This window comes from Acidovorax sp. BLS4 (assembly GCF_032929295.1).
Classification (GTDB): domain Bacteria; phylum Pseudomonadota; class Gammaproteobacteria; order Burkholderiales; family Burkholderiaceae_C; genus Paracidovorax.
In genome coordinates this window covers 3,811,940-3,828,286 of sequence record NZ_CP136797.1, presented here as the reverse complement: position 1 = coordinate 3,828,286, position 16,347 = coordinate 3,811,940, and the positions used below count along the sequence as shown (strand labels likewise).

General features: G+C 69.2%; 15 protein-coding genes. 7 read left to right on the top strand and 8 right to left on the bottom strand.

The genetic code is table 11. From position 1 onward, the window contains the following. The first annotated feature begins 3 nt into the window (after window positions 1-3). The 7 genes from R1Z03_RS17615 (at window position 4) to R1Z03_RS17585 (ending at window position 6,714) form a co-directional block, all read left to right on the top strand. Window positions 4-504 (top strand): hypothetical protein, encoded by a 501-nt coding sequence (locus R1Z03_RS17615; protein WP_284397861.1) that lies wholly within the window; start codon window positions 4-6, stop codon window positions 502-504. Window positions 505-616: 112 nt separating this feature from the next. After that, entirely contained in the window at window positions 617-1,666 is a 1,050-nt protein-coding gene (pyrC, locus tag R1Z03_RS17610; RefSeq protein ID WP_317353395.1) for a dihydroorotase, read from the top strand. Window positions 1,667-1,736: 70 nt separating this feature from the next. Next, window positions 1,737-2,630: an NYN domain-containing protein gene (locus tag R1Z03_RS17605; protein ID WP_317353392.1), complete on the top strand. Its 894-nt coding sequence runs from the start codon at window positions 1,737-1,739 to the stop codon at window positions 2,628-2,630. A 4-nt stretch (window positions 2,631-2,634) separates the two neighbouring features. Beyond that, the gene (locus tag R1Z03_RS17600; protein ID WP_372588164.1) at window positions 2,635-3,378 is read left to right on the top strand and encodes a DUF3025 domain-containing protein; all 744 of its coding nucleotides are present in this window, start codon (window positions 2,635-2,637) and stop codon (window positions 3,376-3,378) included. 133 nt (window positions 3,379-3,511) lie between these two features. Beyond that, window positions 3,512-4,384 (top strand): protease HtpX, encoded by an 873-nt coding sequence (htpX, locus tag R1Z03_RS17595; RefSeq protein WP_272565273.1) that lies wholly within the window; start codon window positions 3,512-3,514, stop codon window positions 4,382-4,384. A gap of 201 nt (window positions 4,385-4,585) precedes the next feature. Continuing rightward, on the top strand, window positions 4,586-6,160 hold the full coding sequence (locus R1Z03_RS17590) for a methyl-accepting chemotaxis protein (protein ID WP_317353389.1): 1,575 nt from the start codon (window positions 4,586-4,588) through the stop codon (window positions 6,158-6,160). Between the two features lie 143 nt (window positions 6,161-6,303). After that, entirely contained in the window at window positions 6,304-6,714 is a 411-nt protein-coding gene (locus tag R1Z03_RS17585) for a hypothetical protein (protein ID WP_372588281.1), read from the top strand. A 53-nt stretch (window positions 6,715-6,767) separates the two neighbouring features. Here R1Z03_RS17585 and R1Z03_RS17580 read toward each other — a convergent pair whose 3' ends face one another. The 8 genes from R1Z03_RS17580 to R1Z03_RS17545 form a co-directional block, all read right to left on the bottom strand. Beyond that, window positions 6,768-8,483 (bottom strand): NAD(P)/FAD-dependent oxidoreductase, encoded by a 1,716-nt coding sequence (locus R1Z03_RS17580; RefSeq protein ID WP_317353383.1) that lies wholly within the window; start codon window positions 8,481-8,483, stop codon window positions 6,768-6,770. A gap of 318 nt (window positions 8,484-8,801) precedes the next feature. Continuing rightward, entirely contained in the window at window positions 8,802-9,704 is a 903-nt protein-coding gene (locus R1Z03_RS17575; RefSeq protein ID WP_317353381.1) for a hypothetical protein, read from the bottom strand. Between the two features lie 274 nt (window positions 9,705-9,978). After that, window positions 9,979-11,109 (bottom strand): YbhN family protein, encoded by a 1,131-nt coding sequence (locus R1Z03_RS17570; RefSeq protein ID WP_317353379.1) that lies wholly within the window; start codon window positions 11,107-11,109, stop codon window positions 9,979-9,981. Window positions 11,110-11,112: 3 nt separating this feature from the next. After that, a complete protein-coding gene (gene clsB / locus R1Z03_RS17565; RefSeq protein ID WP_317353377.1) occupies window positions 11,113-12,345 on the bottom strand; it encodes a cardiolipin synthase ClsB in 1,233 nt (410 codons plus the stop codon). Next, window positions 12,345-13,109 (bottom strand): endonuclease/exonuclease/phosphatase family protein, encoded by a 765-nt coding sequence (locus R1Z03_RS17560; RefSeq protein ID WP_272565266.1) that lies wholly within the window; start codon window positions 13,107-13,109, stop codon window positions 12,345-12,347. Before R1Z03_RS17560 ends, clsB begins: the two co-directional genes overlap by 1 nt. Before the next feature lie 291 nt (window positions 13,110-13,400). Further along, window positions 13,401-14,318 (bottom strand): cysteine synthase A, encoded by a 918-nt coding sequence (gene cysK / locus R1Z03_RS17555; protein ID WP_272550931.1) that lies wholly within the window; start codon window positions 14,316-14,318, stop codon window positions 13,401-13,403. A gap of 77 nt (window positions 14,319-14,395) precedes the next feature. Beyond that, on the bottom strand, window positions 14,396-15,451 hold the full coding sequence (gene rtcA / locus R1Z03_RS17550) for an RNA 3'-terminal phosphate cyclase (RefSeq protein WP_317353371.1): 1,056 nt from the start codon (window positions 15,449-15,451) through the stop codon (window positions 14,396-14,398). Beyond that, entirely contained in the window at window positions 15,445-16,308 is an 864-nt protein-coding gene (locus R1Z03_RS17545; protein WP_317353368.1) for a nucleotidyltransferase domain-containing protein, read from the bottom strand. Before R1Z03_RS17545 ends, rtcA begins: the two co-directional genes overlap by 7 nt. Window positions 16,309-16,347 lie beyond the last annotated feature (39 nt).

The following is a 16,347-nucleotide window of genomic DNA, read 5'->3' as shown; positions in this document are numbered from 1 at the left end:
CCCATGAACGCTTTTCTCAAGACCTTTTCCGCTGCCGCCTGCACCGCCTTGCTGCTCACTGCCTGTGGCGGCGGCAACGATGACGATCCCACCCCGAGCGATCAGCCCGGCGTGCTCACGGTGAGCAATGCCACGGTCTCCGGCCTGAACGGCGTGTACGGCGACGGCACCATCAACCTGACCGACGTGGAAAAGAAGAACCCGGTAGGTTCGTCGCCCGAAGTCTGCACCTTCCGTTTCGACGGCGCCAAAAAGGTCGGCTCCAGCGACCAGGCCTCCGGCGACGTGCGCTACCAGCCCAATGCCGGCAACCTGTACATCGCCTTCCTCACGTTCTCGCAGCGCGAGTTCAGCGCCACCGACTGGAGCGACACCACCGTGTCCCGCGATTCCAACCAGGTGCGCCTCCTGAGCAAGACGCTCACGGCCACCGACGGCTCGGGTGACCGCATCACCGTCTCGGGCATCGTTCCCATGCGCGGCAACCGCCCCTCCGGCTGCTGATCAGAACACCAACCTGCAACCCCCTCGCCCCATTGATTTGGGGTTTACCCTGTCCATCCCTCCGGGTGGGCAGGGTTTTTTCATGGGCTGGCGCGATGGGACAATGGCGCCCATGACCGCTGCCCACTCCCCCGACACCCTCACGATCACCCGCCCGGACGACTGGCACCTGCACGTGCGCGACGGCGAAGCGCTGCTCACCGTCGTGCCGCACACGGCCGCCCAGTTCGGGCGCGCCGTCATCATGCCCAACCTGCGTCCGCCCGTGACCACGGCGGCCCTGGCCACGGCGTACAAGGAGCGCATCCAGGCGGCCGTGCCGCCTGGCGTCGCCTTCGAGCCGCTGATGACGCTGTACCTCACCGACAACCTGGCACCCGAGGAGATCGTGCGCGCCAAGGCGGCGGGTGTGGTCGCCCTCAAGCTCTATCCCGCCGGCGCCACCACCAACAGCGATGCCGGCGTGACCGATCTGCGCAAGACCTACCGCACCCTGGAGGCCATGCAGAAGGCCGGCCTGCTGCTGCTCGTGCACGGCGAGGTGACCAGCAGCGACATCGACCTGTTCGACCGCGAGGCCGTGTTCATCGAGCAGCAGCTCATTCCGCTGCGCCGCGACTTCCCGGAACTGAAGATCGTCTTCGAGCACATCACCACCCGGGATGCGGCGCAGTACGTGCAGCAGTCCGACCGTTTCACCGCGGCCACCATCACGGCGCACCACCTGCTCTACAACCGCAACGCGATCTTCACCGGCGGCATCCGCCCCCATTACTACTGCCTGCCCGTGCTCAAGCGTGAAACGCACCGGGTGGCGCTGGTGGAGGCGGCCACCAGTGGCAGCGACAAATTCTTCCTGGGCACCGACAGCGCGCCGCACCCGGCCCACCTCAAGGAGCATGCGAGCGGCTGCGCCGGCTGCTACACCGCCCATGCAGCGATCGAGATGTATGCCGAGGCATTCGACCATGCCGGTGCGCTGCACCAGCTCGAAGGCTTCGCCAGCTTCCACGGCCCCGCGTTCTACGGCCTGCCGCGCAACCAGGGCACGATCACCCTGCGCCGCGAATCTTGGACGCCGCCGGGCAGCTTCGCCTTCGGCGAGGCCGAGCTCAAGCCGCTGCGCTCGGGCGAGGCGCTGCCGTGGCGGGTCGTGGGGTGAACGCCACCACGCACCCAGCGTGCCTGCCCGCCTTGGCGGCCGTGCTCCGACAGTCCCTGCGAGGCCACCCATGACCGCTTTTTTCATCGACGCCGACAACCTGTGTGCGCCCGCCTGGGTGGAGGAGGCCTTTCGCACCCTGGAGCAGCACGAGGGCAGCGTGTCCCTGCGCCGCGCTTACGGCAGTGCCGACAAGCTCAAGGGGCTCGGGGAGGTGCTGCGCACCCGCATGATCCGGCCCTACATGAACCTGTCGCTGACCAAGAACACGACGGACGTGGCCCTGGCGGTCGATGTGATGGAGCTGTCCTATGCGCCGTCGCATCCGTCCACCATCGCGATCGGTTCGGGCGATGCCGACTTCGTGCCGCTGGTGCTGCGGCTGCGCGAGCGCGGGTTCCGGATGGTGTGCCTTTCCGACCGCGGCAAGATGGCGCCCGAGGCTGTCAATGCCTACGATCAGGTCTTCCTGGTCGGGCAGGAGGCCGATGCGGTGACCGAGGCCCCCGCCGCGGTGCAGGATGCCGCACCACCGGCCCCGCGAAGCCCCGCGGCCAAGAAAACGCCCGCGCGCAAAACCACCCCCCGCAAGGCCGCTGCGCCCAAGCCGGCGGTGCAGGCCGCACCGTCCAGGAAGGCGCCGGCGAAGAAAGCCGCCGCCAGGAAGGTGGCTTCCACCACGGCGGCCAAGGCGGCGGATGACGCTGGGGCGGGTGGCCGGCGGGCGCGGTCGGCCTCGGGTGCGGGCGAGGCCGTGAGCGTCCGCCACATCCTGGACCATGCCCCTGCCCTGAAGGCCGGGCAGTGGCAGCCGCTGGGCGACATCGTGAAACTGCTGCACGACGCCAAGCTGCTGGGCAAGAACACGGCATCGACCAAGCTGTTCAAGAAATTCCCCGACCAGTTCGAGCTGAAGCCCCAGACGCAGCCCAACGCGGTCCGCTACCTCCCTGAGGCGCGCTGAATCCGTGGGCCCTGGCGCGCTCGGCGCGGTACCGCCCTGGCTGCAGCCGTTCCAACATCTGGGCCCCGCGGTCCGGGCGGCGTGGCAGTCCGGCACGCCCCTGCCGGACGCCCTGAACCGGATGCCGGGCGCCGCCGTGCGCTTCGTGGCGCACTCGGCGCTGCCGGCGGGCCAGGCCTATGAGGCGTTCATCTTCGACACCGGCACCGTCCCCACCCGCGACAACCTGCACGATTTCTTCAATGGCCTGGTCTGGCTGCGGTACCCGCAGGCCAAGCGCCGGCTGAATGCCCTGCAGGCCCAGGCCATCGCCCAGACCGGGGTGGGCGCGGTGCGCGGGCCGCTGCGCGATGCGATCACGCTGTTCGATGAAAACGGCGCCGTGCTGTTCGCCCCCGCGCCGCTGTGGCAGGCGCTGGCGGCGCGCGACTGGCGGCGGTTGTTCGTCGATCTGCGGCCGCTGTGGCGGCAGGCGCAGCTGGTGCTGGTGCTGGTCGGCCATGCCTTGCTGGAAAAACTCGAGGCGCCAAGAAAACCGATCACGGCGCATGTATATCAAGCGCAGGGTGCTATGGATTCGGTAGCGGATGTGGATGCCTGGCTGGCCGGCGCGCTCGATGCGGCGCACCTGGCCACCAAGCCTTTTCTGCCGCTGCCGGTGCTCGGAGTGCCCGGCTGGTGGCCCGAGAACGAGAACTTTTGCTTCTATGATGACTCCCTCGTATTCCGCAGCGCGCGCCCCGCATAACAAACCACACCAGGGCCATCGCAACGCTGCGAACACGGCTTGAACGCCTGCGCACCATCCCCATTTTCCGGTTTGTGACAGCGCGTTCCTGCCGCTGGTCACACCCCCGTATCCCTCCGTGGAGAACCCTTCGATGAAACGAATCGCGCTTTTCTTGTTGACCAACGTCGCCGTCGTGGTGGTGCTGGGCATCGTCGCCAGCCTGCTGGGCGTCAACCGCTTCCTGACCGCCAATGGCCTGAACCTGGGGGCACTGCTGGGCTTTGCCTTCATCATGGGCTTCGGCGGCGCCATCATCTCGCTGCTGATCAGCAAGCCCGTCGCCAAGTGGAGCGCGGGCGTGCAGATCATCGACGGCACCGGGTCGGCCGATGAGGCCTGGATCGTCGAGACCGTGCGCAAGTTCGCCGACAAGGCCGGCATCGGCATGCCCGAGGTCGGCATCTTCCCCGGCGACCCCAACGCGTTCGCCACCGGCGCGTTCAAGAACAATGCCCTCGTGGCGGTGTCCACCGGGCTGCTGCAGGGCATGACGCGCGAGGAGGTCGAGGCGGTGATCGGCCACGAGGTGGCCCACATCGCCAATGGCGACATGGTGACCATGACGCTGATCCAGGGCGTGATGAACACCTTCGTGGTGTTCCTGTCCCGCGTGATCGGCTATGCGGTGGACAGCTTCCTGCGCAAGAACGACGAGAACAGCTCCGGCCCCGGCATCGGCTACTACGCCACAACCATCGTGCTCGACATCCTGCTGGGCTTCCTGGCGTCGATGATCGTGGCCTGGTTCAGCCGCCAGCGCGAATTCCGTGCCGACGCTGGCGCGGCGCAACTGATGGGCCGCAAGCAGCCCATGATCAACGCGCTGGCCCGCCTGGGCGGCGCCCACCCGGCCGAACTGCCCAAGAACATGGCCGCCCTGGGCATCGCCGGTGGCATCGGCAAGCTGTTCAGCACCCACCCGCCGATCGAAGAGCGCATTGCCGCGCTGCAGACGAACGCCTGAAGGGGCTTATGAATTGAGCGGGCGGCCTTCCATGCCGCCTGCCCCGCGAAAGAGCGGCCGGAGCGATCCAGCCGCTCTTTTTTTGCGCTTGTATCAAGTTGTCAGAACCGGTGCCGATACTTACCATGGACCCCACCCCATGCGCCTGGCGCACCGCCGGCCGCTCTTTCCCGCCTGCGGCCTTTCTCACCGGTATCTGACATGACCCTGAACAACGCCCGCCTTTCCCTGCGCCTTGCCCTGGCTTTCGGGGTCATCTGCCTGGTCATGTCCCTTGCCGCTGCCGTGGGCATCTGGCGGCTCATGGAACTGCAGGACATCGCCGATGGCCTGGGCGGACCGGCGGCGGAGCGGGCCTTGCTGGCACGCGAACTGCACGCGATCGTGGTGCTGAGTTCCTCGCGCGCCGAAACCCTGCTGGAAATCGACAACCCCGCCTATGCCGCGCGCATCGATGCCGACCGCAAGGCCACTTCCGCCCGATCGACCGAGGTGCGCAAGCGGCTCGAAGAGCTGGCGACGGACAGCGAATCCAAGCGCATCTTCGAGGCCATCGACACCGCGGGCAACGCTTTCCGGGGGGCGCGCGACGATCTGGTCAAGCGGCGCAAGGCCGGCGAAACCCTGCCGCCGGATGCGGTGGGCAAACTGCTGCGCCCCGCGGCCGACCGCTATGCCGCGGCGGTGAACGACATGGCCGATTACCAGCGCAAGCAGGTGGAGGAAGACCGGGCCGCCGCCGCCGCCAGCGAACGCCAGGGCATCGCGCTGCTGGTGGGCGGCTCGGTGCTGGGGCTGCTGCTGGCGCTGGTGTGCGCCGTGGTGCTGTCGCGTTCCATCCTGCGGCCGCTGTCGCATGCGTCCACGGTGGCGGACCGCATCGCCGAAGGCGACCTGACCTCCACCGTGCCGGCCATCGGCGCCGGCAACCGTGACGAGGTGCGGGCCATGCTGGCACGCCTGGACGGCATGCAGGCGCGCCTGACCGGCCTGGTGATCGGCATGCGGCAGGCCAGCACGTCGGTGGCCGGCGCCAGCGCCGAGATCGCGGCCGGCAACTCGGACCTGTCGGCGCGCACCGAGCAGACGGCCTCCAACCTGGAGGAAATCGCAGCCAGCATGGAAGAGTTGCTGTCCACCGTGCGCCACAGCGCGGATGCGGCCCAGCAGGCCACCCACCTGGCGGTGTCGGCCAGCGACGTGGCACGGCGCGGGCGCGACGCGGTGGAGCGGGTGGTGGGCACCATGGACGGCATCGCCCAGTCCTCGCGCCGCGTCGCCGACATCACCAGCGTGATCGACGGCATCGCCTTCCAGACCAACATCCTGGCGCTGAACGCCGCCGTGGAAGCGGCCCGCGCCGGCGAGCAGGGCCGGGGTTTTGCCGTGGTGGCCAGCGAGGTGCGCAGCCTCGCGCAGCGCTCGGCCACGGCCGCCAAGGAGATCGGCGGGCTCATCGGCGACAGCGTGCGCCAGGTGGCGGAAGGCTCGCAACTGGTGCATGCGGCTGGCGGGACCATGGGCGAGATCGTCGACTCGGTGCAGCAGGTGGCGACCATCATCGGCGAGATCGGCACCGCCACACGCGAGCAGAGCACGGGCCTGGGGCAGGTGGGCGAGGCGGTGAACCAGCTCGACCAGATGACGCAGCAGAACGCCGCGCTGGTGGAGGAATCCTCCGCCGCCGCCCAGGGGCTGCGCGTGCAGGCCGAGCAATTGGCCCAGCTGGTGGAGGCCTTCCGGCTGCCAGCGGGTTCGGCGCTCGCGGTGCGCTGACCGCCCGAGCCGCGGTGCGCCGGGCGGGGGCGGCCTCGGCGGCAGGCCCACGCTTTACCGGGGATTTACGCCAGCGCGTCAACAGGGCCCGCTGGCGCAGGCGTTGAGCACGCATCAGTCACTTTCCCGGACCGGTGCCCATGATGCTTTCTTCCCCTGTCGTCACTTCTTCCTCCAGGCCCGCATTCGGCGGCCTGGCGGCGGCCCTGGTAGCCGCCACGGTTCTCTCGGGCTGCGTCGTCGCCCCGCCGCCCCGTCCACGCACCGTGGTGGTGGAGCCGCCGCCCGCCCGTGCCGTGATGGTCGAGCCCGCCCCCGTGGTGGTCGTCGCGCCCACCGCGCCGCCCGCACCCTATGTCGAGACGATCACCGTGGCGCCTTCGCCCGTGCATGTGTGGGTCGGTGGATTCTGGGAGTGGGGCGGCGGCCGCTACGTCTGGCGGCCGGGCCACTGGACCACGCCGCCGCGCCCCGGCGCGGTGTGGGTGCCCCACCATTGGGAGCCGGGCCCGGGCGGCTGGCACATGCGGCCCGGGCACTGGGCGCCCCGCTGAGGCCAGTGCCGCCTGTGCGCTGAAGGCGCTGGGCGACGGGCCGGGCATGCGCGTCAGGCGAGCAGCGCGCGCGCCACGGCTTCGCCCACCTTGATGCCGTCCACCCCGGCCGAAAGAATCCCGCCCGCGTAGCTCGCGCCTTCGCCGGCCGGGTACAGGCCGGCGGTGTTCAGGCTCTGGAAGGCCTCGTTGCGCCCGATCTTGAGGGGCGACGAGGTGCGCGTTTCCACCCCGGTCAGCACCGCGTCGTGCATGTCGAAACCCTTGATCTTCCTGCCGAAGGCCGGCAGCGCCTCGCGCAGGGCCTCGGTGGCGTAGCCAGGCAGGGCGGCATCGAGGTCGGTCAGCGTGACGCCGGGCTTGTACGAGGGCTCCACGGAGCCCAGCGCCGTCGACGCTCGCCGTGCGAGGAAATCGCCCACCAGCTGCGCGGGCGCGTTGTAGTTGCTGCCGCCCAGCACGTAGGCGTTCGACTCCAGCTGGCGCTGCAGCACGATGCCCGCCAGCGGATGCGGCGTCGCGCCGGCCACCAGCGCCTGCACGCCATAGGGGCCGCCCAGCGCCGCCTCGAATGCCGCGGGGTCGTGCGGATAGTCGTTGGGATCGATGGCGACCACCATGCCCGCATTGGCATTGCGCTCGTTGCGCGAATACTGGCTCATGCCGTTGGTGACCACGCGGTGCGGCTCGCTGGTGGCGGCCACCACCGTGCCGCCCGGGCACATGCAGAAGCTGTACACCGCGCGGCCGTTGCCCGCGTGGTGCACCAGCTTGTAGTCGGCCGCGCCCAGCAGCGGGTGCCCGGCGTGCCGGCCCCAGCGCGCGCGGTCGATGAGCCCTTGCGGGTGCTCGATGCGAAAGCCCACCGAGAAGGGCTTGGCCTCCATGTGCACGCCGCGCTCGTACAGCATGGCGAAGGTGTCGCGCGAGCTGTGGCCCAGCGCCATCACCACGTGGTCGGCGCGCAGCGCATGGGTCTGGCCCGTGGCCTGGTCGAGCACCTGCAGGCCGCGCAGGTGGCGCTGGCCGGCGGCGTCCTGCTCGACCACCACGTCGGTCACGCGCTGCTGGAACCGCACCTCGCCGCCCAGCGCGATGATCTGCTCGCGCAGCGTCTCCACCACCTTGACGAGCTTGAACGTGCCGATGTGCGGGTGCGCCACCGAGAGGATCTCGGGCGGCGCGCCGGCCTGCACGAATTCCTCCATGACCTTGCGGCCCAGGTGGCGCGGGTCCTTGATCTGGCTGTAGAGCTTGCCGTCGCTGAACGTGCCGGCGCCACCCTCGCCGAACTGCACGTTCGACTCCGCCTGCAGCTCGCGCCGCCGCCACAGGCCCCAGGTGTCCTGCGTGCGCTCGCGTACCGCGCGGCCGCGTTCCAGCACGATGGGCCGGAACCCCATCTGCGCCAGCACCAGCGCCGCGAAGATGCCGCAGGGCCCGAAGCCCACCACCACGGGCCGGTGCGCCAACCCCTCTGGCGCCCGGCCCACCGGCCGCCAGACCATGTCGGGCGTGGGCTGGATGTGGGGCTGGCCGGCGTGGCCCGCCAGCAGCGCGGCCTCCTGCGACGGATCGGCCAGGGTGATGTCGATGATGTACACCGCCAGCAGTTCGGCCTTGCGCGCATCGAAACTGCGCTTGAAGACGTGGACATGGGCGATGCCTTCGGGCGGCAGCGCCAGGATGCGGCAGGCGGCGGCGCGCAGGGCGGGCTCGGGGGCTTCGGCCGCGCTGAGCGGCAGCTTGATTTCGGACAGGCGGATCATGGCTTGCGGGCCCGTGTCGATCGGGCGAAGGGCAATGTCGTGGGGACCGGCATGATAAAGGAGGCCCGCGATGCCGGGCAGACCGGGTGCGGCAAGCCCAGCCGATGTGCAGTCAGTACCAGGGCATATTGCTATTAAATTAATAGCAATATGCCCTAGTACCGATTGCGCTGGAGGCCTTTTTCCTTGTTGCCGGCGTGCAGGGCCTGCACTGCTCCGAAGTGCATGAGATCGGACCGACCGAATGGCAGCGAACACGCGACGGCGCAGGGCGCACGTCAAGGTCGCGCCTGGCGCCGGGCCGATGCCGGAGAAGGGCTAGTCCGCGCAGAACTGGCAACCCGCCGATGTCAGGTGGTCGCCCTTGCACGCGGTGCACCGCGAGACGTCCATCATCGTCCTGCAGGAGCCGCATTTGCCGGGGACGGACGGGTTGTCGCCCACGTTGAGCACGTCATAGATCACGCCTTCCTTTCGGCCGCACGCTGGGCAGTCGAGAAACCCCATGGTGAAGGGCCCGGCTTCGAAATGGCACACCAGGCAGCGTAGATCGCCATGCTCGCTTTCCACCATCGCATCGCTGCCACAGGCCAGGCAGCAGCGGACTGGGCCGAAGCGATCGAAATCGTCGTACGCACGGTCAATGGCCTCGTCCACGTAGGATGTCTTTTCGATGAGCTTCTGATACAGGTCCAGGCCGATGAACTGCTTCAGGCTGTTGGACAGGTATTGGTCTTGTGCCCGGAGATTGACCTTCCAGTCGAGCTGGGTGATGACCCGCACCAGCAACCAGATGGACTCGTCCAATACCGTTTCGGGGTCCATGTCCAGGCCGAGGTGCATCAGTTGATTCCTTCGGTTCTGAAAATCGTCGAGAAGCTGGAGGTCCTGGGCGTTGAGAAGCAGAGTGGACGAGGCCTTTTTTCGGCTCTCCCAGAAAGCGATGGACTTGAACTGTCCGTCGTGGATGGACTGCAGTAGCTCGGCTTGCGTCTTGGTGTGCAGGCTGGCCACCGCGATGCCTTGCCAACCGACGGTCCTGACGATGCGCAGCTTGGTGAGCAGTTCGAGTGCGGCCTGAATGTTGGCGAGTGTCTGCAGCGCGTTGGTCTCGTTGCGCTCATCCGCCAGCGCGTGTTCCAGAGCGTGCAAAAGGAAATGCCGCGAGGTTTTCTGCAGGCGCCGGATGAGTTCGGCATCGACGGGGTCGGCTGGTTTCATGGTTCGGTTGTTGGAGGTGGGGGCGGCGCATCGGCGCTGTTGCCATGGGCCTGCGACTGGCTCCGGATTCTTTCGTGGACGGTGCTAGGAGCTCAAGGGGGGGAACCCGTGTGAAGGATACAGGCTGACAGACCGGGCGCGGGTGTCCGGTCGCGCGGGGCCGCACCGGGTTGCCACCATCCCTGTCCCGGCATTCCACGGAAAGGGCCTCCAGGCGCAGCCTTGGGTCTTGCGGCTCTCAGCCCGTTTGCTATTTAATTAATAGCACTATGCCCTAGTATTGATTGCGCTGGCGGGCTTTTTGATGCTCGGCCTGGGCGGTGGATTCTCCTGCCATGCCGGGCCGGCGGCGGCCCAGCAACTCCACCCCGCCGAACGCCAGTGCAGCCAGCCCCAGGGGCAGGAAGAAATACAGCATGCGGTAGGCCAGCACCGAGGCCAGTGCCTGCGGTGCGGGCAGGTAGGCCGACAGCACCGCCACGCCCACGGCTTCCAGCACGCCCAGCCCGGCGGGGATGCGCGAGATGAGCCCGGCCACGGCGCCCAGCAGCACCGTCGCCAGCGCGGCCGCATACGGTGCGCGCTGCCCGGTCAGCACCCACAGCGCCGCGCCCATCACCATCCAGTTGGCGGCCGACAGCGCCACCTGCAGCATGCCCACGGGCCAGCGCGGCATGGCGATGCGGTGCCCGCGCAGGTGCACGGGCCGGCCATGGCGCAGTGCGCAGGCGGCAACGTACAGCAGGCTCGCCGCCGTCAGGGCGGCGCCCATCCAGCGCAGGTGCTGGGGGCCGACGTGCCAGTTGTCGGGCAGCTGCGGCGACCACAGCCAGAACACCGCGCCCGCCAGGAAGAAATAGCCCAGCCAGTTGGTGAGGATGCTCATCCCGATCACCTGCCCGATGGCTGCCACCGATACGCCCTGCTGCGAGTACAGGCGATAGCGCACGGTCACCCCGCCGATGATCGATCCCAGGTTCAGCGTGAACGGATAGGCGATGAGCGTGATGCCCACCGTGCGCCCGGCCGACAGCCCGTGCCGCGTGTAATGGCGCCCGAACAGGTCGAAGGTGCTGTACAGCAGGTGGCTGGCCAGCGCCAGCGCGCCGCCCAGCAGCAGCACCGGCACCGGCAAGGCCAGGAACGACGCCCAGACCGCGGGCCAGTCCACCGTGCGTGCCTGGCGCACCAGCAGCGAGACGACGAAGAGGACGAAGGCGCCGCTGGCGAGGGTCACGGCCCAGGGCCACCAGCGGTGGGCGGTCAGGCGCTTCCAGCGGCTGTCGGGGCGTGTGGGCGGCGCAGCGCGGTCCCTGGGGGCCCCGGCCTGGGGCCGGGCGGGGTCATGCCCAGGCTTGGCCGGGTCCAGGGAGGACAGGGCCGGGGAGGGCGCCGCTGCCGCCATGGCTCAGGTGGCCGAAGGCCGGTGACTGGTGTCGTGGGCCGGGGGCTCCTGGGCGCGGACCAGCGAGATCTCGGGCTCGTGGCGCGGCAGCCAACCCGCCCAGGAGGGGAACCAGCGCATGACGTGGAACAGGAAATAGCTGCGCAGCAGGCGCAGGCCATCCCAGCGCGAGGGTGGCGTGGCCTCGACCTGGCGGCAGCTGTGCTGCATCAGGTGGTCCAGCCGTTCGTGCAGCGTCGCGTTGAAATCCTTGTCGCGGATCACCACGTTCGCCTCGAGGTTGAGCGACAGGCTCAAGGGGTCGAGGTTGCTGGAGCCCACGGTGGACCATTCGCCGTCCACCAGCGCGACCTTGCCGTGCAGCGGCCGGTCGCAGTATTCGTAGATGCGCACGCCCGCGCGCAGCAGGTGGTCGTAGAGCATGCTGGCCGCCGTGCGCACGATGGGCATGTCGGGCTGGCCCTGCAGGATGAGCCGCACGTCCACCCCGCGCCGCGCCGCGCGGCGCATTTCACGGATGAAGCGGTAGCCGGGAAAGAAGTAGGCATTGGCGATCACCACGCGCTCGCGCGCGGCGCGCAGGGCCACGCGGTAGTGGCGCTCGATGTCGTTGGTGTGGTTGTGGTTGTCGCGCGTGACGAAGATCGCGTCCGCCGTGCCCGCATGGGGCAGCGGCGGCACGGCGTTAGCCCCCTGGCGGCGCCGCCGTGTGCGTGGGGGCATGACGGCATCGCGCGCGAAGCCCAGCATGTGGGCGACGATGGGGCCGCGCACCTCGACCGAGTAGTCCTGCTTGGCCTCGGGGCCGTAGTCGGCCACGTGGTCGGCCGAGTAGTTGATGCCGCCGATGAAGCCGATCTCCCCGTCCACCACCACGATCTTGCGGTGCATGCGGCGCAGCACGTTCAGCCGCTGGCCGAACAGCCTGCGGCCTGGGTCGAAGATGCGAAAGCGCACGCCGGCGTTCACCAGTTCGCCGATGAAGTCTTCCGGTAGATCGGGCGAGCCGAAGCCGTCCACCAGCACATGCACCTCGGCGCCGTTGCGCGCGGCCTGCAGCAGCGCCGCGTGCAGCCCCCGGCCGATCTTGTCGTCGAAGAGGATGAAGGTTTCCAGGATCACCTCGCGCCGTGCCTGCGCGATGGCCTCGAACACGCGAGGGAAGAACGCCTCGCCGTTCTCCAGCAGCGTGAAATGGTTGCCGGGCACCCAGCGCGAGGGGCGGGAGCGGTGCATCACAGTGAAATCTCCGCGGCCAGGGGCGCGTGGTCCGACAGCTTGTGCCAGGGCTTGCGCGGCAGCACCACCGGCGCGTGCACCGAGGCATTGCGCACGTAGATGCGGTCCAGCGCCAGCAGCGGCATGGAGGCCGGGAAGGTGCGCACGGCCTTGCCCCGCGCATGCATGAACACCTCGTGCAGGCCGGCGCCGGCGCGCAGCACGTCGTGCGCACGGCCGCGCCAGTCGTTGAAGTCGCCCGCCACCACCACCGGGTCTTCGGGCGGAAACGTGGCCACCAGCTCGCACACGCGCTTGAGCTGGCGCTGGCGGTGCGCCTCCTGCAGGCCCAGGTGAACACAGATGGCATGCACCTGCCGGGCGTGGCCCGGGGGCTGCAGCACGCAGTGCAGCATGCCGCGCCGCTCGGGTCCGCTCACGGAGATGTCGTGGTTTTCGTAGTGGACGATGGGGAACTTGGACAGCAGCGCGTTGCCGTGGTGGCCGTTGTCGTACACCGCATTGCGGCCATAGGCGTATTGGCCCCAGATGGTGTCGGCCAGGAATTCGTAGTGCGGCTCCTGAGGAAAATTGGCCACGCGCCCGGCGTGCCGCTGGTGCGTGCCGAGCACTTCCTGCAGGAAGACCAGATCGGCCGACACGCCACGCACGGCTTCGCGCAGCTCGTGCAGCATGAAGCGGCGGTTGAAGGTGGTGAAGCCCTTGTGCACGTTCACGGTCAGCACCTTGAAGGCAACGGGAGAGGCGGTGGATGGTTCCATGGGGCAATCAGTGAGCGCGGGGGAGGGGCGGGAACCGGGCCGAAAAGCCCGGTTTCAGGCGGGCCCCGCATGGGCTTTGATTGTTTCGATGGCGGTCCGGCTGGGCTGTAGGACGGCTGGCCGAACGCTTGTGACCCGATGGCGGCCGGGCCTGAGGGCCGCCGGCAGCCCGGCTCCCGGGCCGGGGCAGGGGCCTGCCCCAGCCCGAAAAAGGCCCCGCCCATGGGCGTGGGGTGGGTGGACTGCGCACACTGCCCTGGCCCGGGGCAGCGCGCGGTTTCAGAAAGCGCCTCAGGAGGGCAGGAAGCCCTCGACCGACAGGTAGCGCTCGCCCGTGTCGTAGTTGAAGCCCAGCACCTTGGCGCCGGCGGGCAGCTCGGGCAGCTTCTGTGCGATGGCGGCCAGCGTGGCGCCGGAGGAAATGCCCACCAGCAGGCCTTCCTCGCGCGCGGCGCGGCGGGCGTATTCCCGCGCGGGCTCGGCATCGACCTGGATCACGCCGTCAAGCAGGCTGGTGTCGAGGTTCTTGGGCACGAAGCCCGCGCCGATGCCCTGGATCGGGTGCGGGGCCGGCTGGCCGCCGGAGATCACGGGCGAGGCCACGGGCTCCACCGCGAAGATCTTGAGGGCCGGAAACTTCGCCTTCAGCACGCGACCCACACCCGTCAGGTGGCCGCCCGTGCCCACGCCGGTGATCAGCGCGTCCAGGCCATCAGGAAAGTCCGCCAGCACTTCCTGCGCCGTGGTGCGCACGTGCACGTCGATGTTGGCGGGGTTTTCAAACTGCTGCGGCACCCAGGCGCCGGGAGTCTGCGCGCGCAATTCCTCGGCGCGGGCGATGGCGCCCTTCATGCCTTTTTCGCGCGGGGTGAGGTCGAACTGCGCACCGTAGGCCAGCATGAGGCGGCGGCGCTCGATGCTCATGCTGTCGGGCATCACCAGAATGAGCCGGTAGCCCTTCACCGCCGCCACCAGGGCCAGGCCGATCCCCGTGTTGCCCGACGTGGGCTCGATGATCGTGCCGCCGGGCTGCAGCGCGCCGGTGCGTTCCGCGTCCTCCACCATCGACAGGGCGATGCGGTCCTTGATCGAACCGCCGGGGTTGCTGCGCTCGGACTTGACCCAGACGTTGGCACCCGCGCCGAACAGGCGGTTGATGCGCACATGGGGCGTGTTGCCGATGGTTTGCAGGATGTTCTCGACTTTCATGGCGTCTCCAGGTTGGACAGGTACGGGACAGGCAAGAAAACATTTTGGCCCATGCCTACGACACTCCGCGCATATGGTTATGCCGGCGATGCGGCTTTCTCGATGTCGATGCGCGTGGCACCCGCGCAGGGCGCCATGGCGATGCGCACCGGCAGGCACTGCGCGATGACCTGCGCATTCGTGCTGGCATGCGGGGTGATCGCCTCGGCCGTGTAGCTCGCCCGCTGGCCGCTGCGCCAGACGGCGAGAGCCAGCGGCAGGATCCACTGGTCCGCCAGGTGCGGACCGACAGCGCCCCGGCTGTGCTCGAACGAGCGCACCTCGCCGGCCAGCTGGCGCGCCACCTGTTCGGCCGGCATGCCGCGCTCTCCCAGCGCGCAGAACACCTCGGTCACCTCGGCATGCTCCAGCACCGCCAGCAGGGCGTTGCCCGGGCCTTCGTTCTGCCGTGCGGGCGGGATGCGCCACGGGTCGTCGCCTTCGCTCCAGTCCAGTTGCTGGCGCAGCGCCGCCAGCTCGCGCACCGCGATGCTGCGGGCCAGGCCCGGCACCAGGGCCTCGGCCCAGGCGCTGCGGCGCGCGCCGCGGTCCAGCAGATCGAACGGCGCCAGCGGGCCAGCCGCGGGCGCGATGGCCGCATGCACCTCGCCGCCGCCTGCGGGATAAAAGCCCCGGCGCCGCAGCGTGAGCTCCAGTCCCACGCCCAGGCGCCGCACCAGCGGCGCGAAGGCCCGCTGCAGGAAGTCGAACGGGGGCGCCATGGAGTTGTGCGTGCCGCCCGAAAGCTGCACCCGGCTGGGCCCGCCAGCCAGCATCAGCGCGGGCAGCACGGTCTGCAGCACCAGCAGGCAACTGCCGGCTCCGGCGATCGCGAAGGCGTAGTCGCCCGCCTGCACCGGGCCGGGCGTGAACTGCAGCGCCTGCGATCCCAGCTCCGCCCCTTCCGCCTGCCCGCCGCAGACTTGCACTGCGGCCTGCACGCAGGCCAGGTGCTGGCGCATCAGTCCTGGCTTGGGCCGGCCCGCGCGGATGCGGTCGATGCGCAGCGGCTGGCCGGTCACCATGGACAGCGCCAGGCCGGTGCGCAGGATCTGTCCGCCGCCTTCGCCGTGGGAGCCGTCCAGGGTCAGCATGGCACGGACCCTTCGGCGCCGCCATGGGCAGGATCGAAGCGCAGCACCGTGTCGTGCAGCAGGGCGTCCAGCCCGGCATGCCCGGCAATGGGCAGGGGCTGCACCGGCTGCGCCGCATTGGCGGCCAGCTCGGCCTCGATGAATGCGTGTATGCCGGGCCAGCGTGGGCTGGTGGCCGACTCGTTCGCACGCATCTTCACCGCCAGCAGGGCGTTGATCTCTTCGATGAGCGCCGCATCGCGTTGCGCATCCAGCGTGTGCTGGGCCAGTTCGGCGAAGCGCATGGGCGGCACTCCGGGGCGCGTGCGGATCCATCGCGCTGCCAGCAGCGGGCGCAGCACGTACAGGTATTTCTTGTAGCGCACCACGTCGGCCTGCAGGTGCTCGCGGAAGTTCTTCTTGGCCATGGAGGCGTAGTGGTGCCAGGCCTTGGCGTTGGAGAACACCTGCGCCGCCAGGGCGCGCACCTGGGCCATCGTGTCCGCCGCCTCGCGGTAGACGACGGGCGAGCGCAGCCACTCCAGCAGCGTGGGGTTCGATTCGCGCATCAGCCCGAGCGCCTTGCGCAGGTCCCAGCCGTTGATGTCCAGGTCCCCGCTGATCGGCACCTCGATCACGTCGCGCCCGGGCGAGACCGTGAGGTACCAGGGCAGGCGGTGCACGTAGAGAAAGCGCACGTCGTAGTCGCTGTCGGGCGAGGCGAAGCCCCAGCCGCGGCTGCCCGATTCGCAGGCGAACAGGATGGTGACGGCGTGCTGCGCCTCGATGTCACGCAGCGCATCCATGATCTGCCCGCGCATGGCGGGCTCGATCGGATGGGCGGAATGAAGCAGTTCTCGGGGTTCTGTCTTTTGCATGTCCATGCTTTCAGCGCACGCTCCTCGTGCGTTGGTCTT

Bases quoted from the DNA above. Each gene is read 5' to 3' on its own strand.
- R1Z03_RS17615 (WP_284397861.1), top strand. From the start codon at position 4: ATGAACGCTTTTCTCAAGACCTTTTCCGCTGCCGCCTGCACCGCCTTG.
- pyrC (WP_317353395.1), top strand. From the start codon at position 617: ATGACCGCTGCCCACTCCCCCGACACCCTCACGATCACCCGCCCGGAC.
- R1Z03_RS17605 (WP_317353392.1), top strand. From the start codon at position 1,737: ATGACCGCTTTTTTCATCGACGCCGACAACCTGTGTGCGCCCGCCTGG.
- htpX (WP_272565273.1), top strand. From the start codon at position 3,512: ATGAAACGAATCGCGCTTTTCTTGTTGACCAACGTCGCCGTCGTGGTG.
- R1Z03_RS17590 (WP_317353389.1), top strand. From the start codon at position 4,586: ATGACCCTGAACAACGCCCGCCTTTCCCTGCGCCTTGCCCTGGCTTTC.
- R1Z03_RS17585 (WP_372588281.1), top strand. From the start codon at position 6,304: ATGCTTTCTTCCCCTGTCGTCACTTCTTCCTCCAGGCCCGCATTCGGC.
- R1Z03_RS17580 (WP_317353383.1), bottom strand. From the start codon at position 8,483: ATGATCCGCCTGTCCGAAATCAAGCTGCCGCTCAGCGCGGCCGAAGCC.
- R1Z03_RS17575 (WP_317353381.1), bottom strand. From the start codon at position 9,704: ATGAAACCAGCCGACCCCGTCGATGCCGAACTCATCCGGCGCCTGCAG.
- R1Z03_RS17570 (WP_317353379.1), bottom strand. From the start codon at position 11,109: ATGGCGGCAGCGGCGCCCTCCCCGGCCCTGTCCTCCCTGGACCCGGCC.
- clsB (WP_317353377.1), bottom strand. From the start codon at position 12,345: ATGCACCGCTCCCGCCCCTCGCGCTGGGTGCCCGGCAACCATTTCACG.
- R1Z03_RS17560 (WP_272565266.1), bottom strand. From the start codon at position 13,109: ATGGAACCATCCACCGCCTCTCCCGTTGCCTTCAAGGTGCTGACCGTG.
- cysK (WP_272550931.1), bottom strand. From the start codon at position 14,318: ATGAAAGTCGAGAACATCCTGCAAACCATCGGCAACACGCCCCATGTG.
- rtcA (WP_317353371.1), bottom strand. From the start codon at position 15,451: ATGCTGACCCTGGACGGCTCCCACGGCGAAGGCGGCGGACAGATCCTG.
- R1Z03_RS17545 (WP_317353368.1), bottom strand. From the start codon at position 16,308: ATGCAAAAGACAGAACCCCGAGAACTGCTTCATTCCGCCCATCCGATC.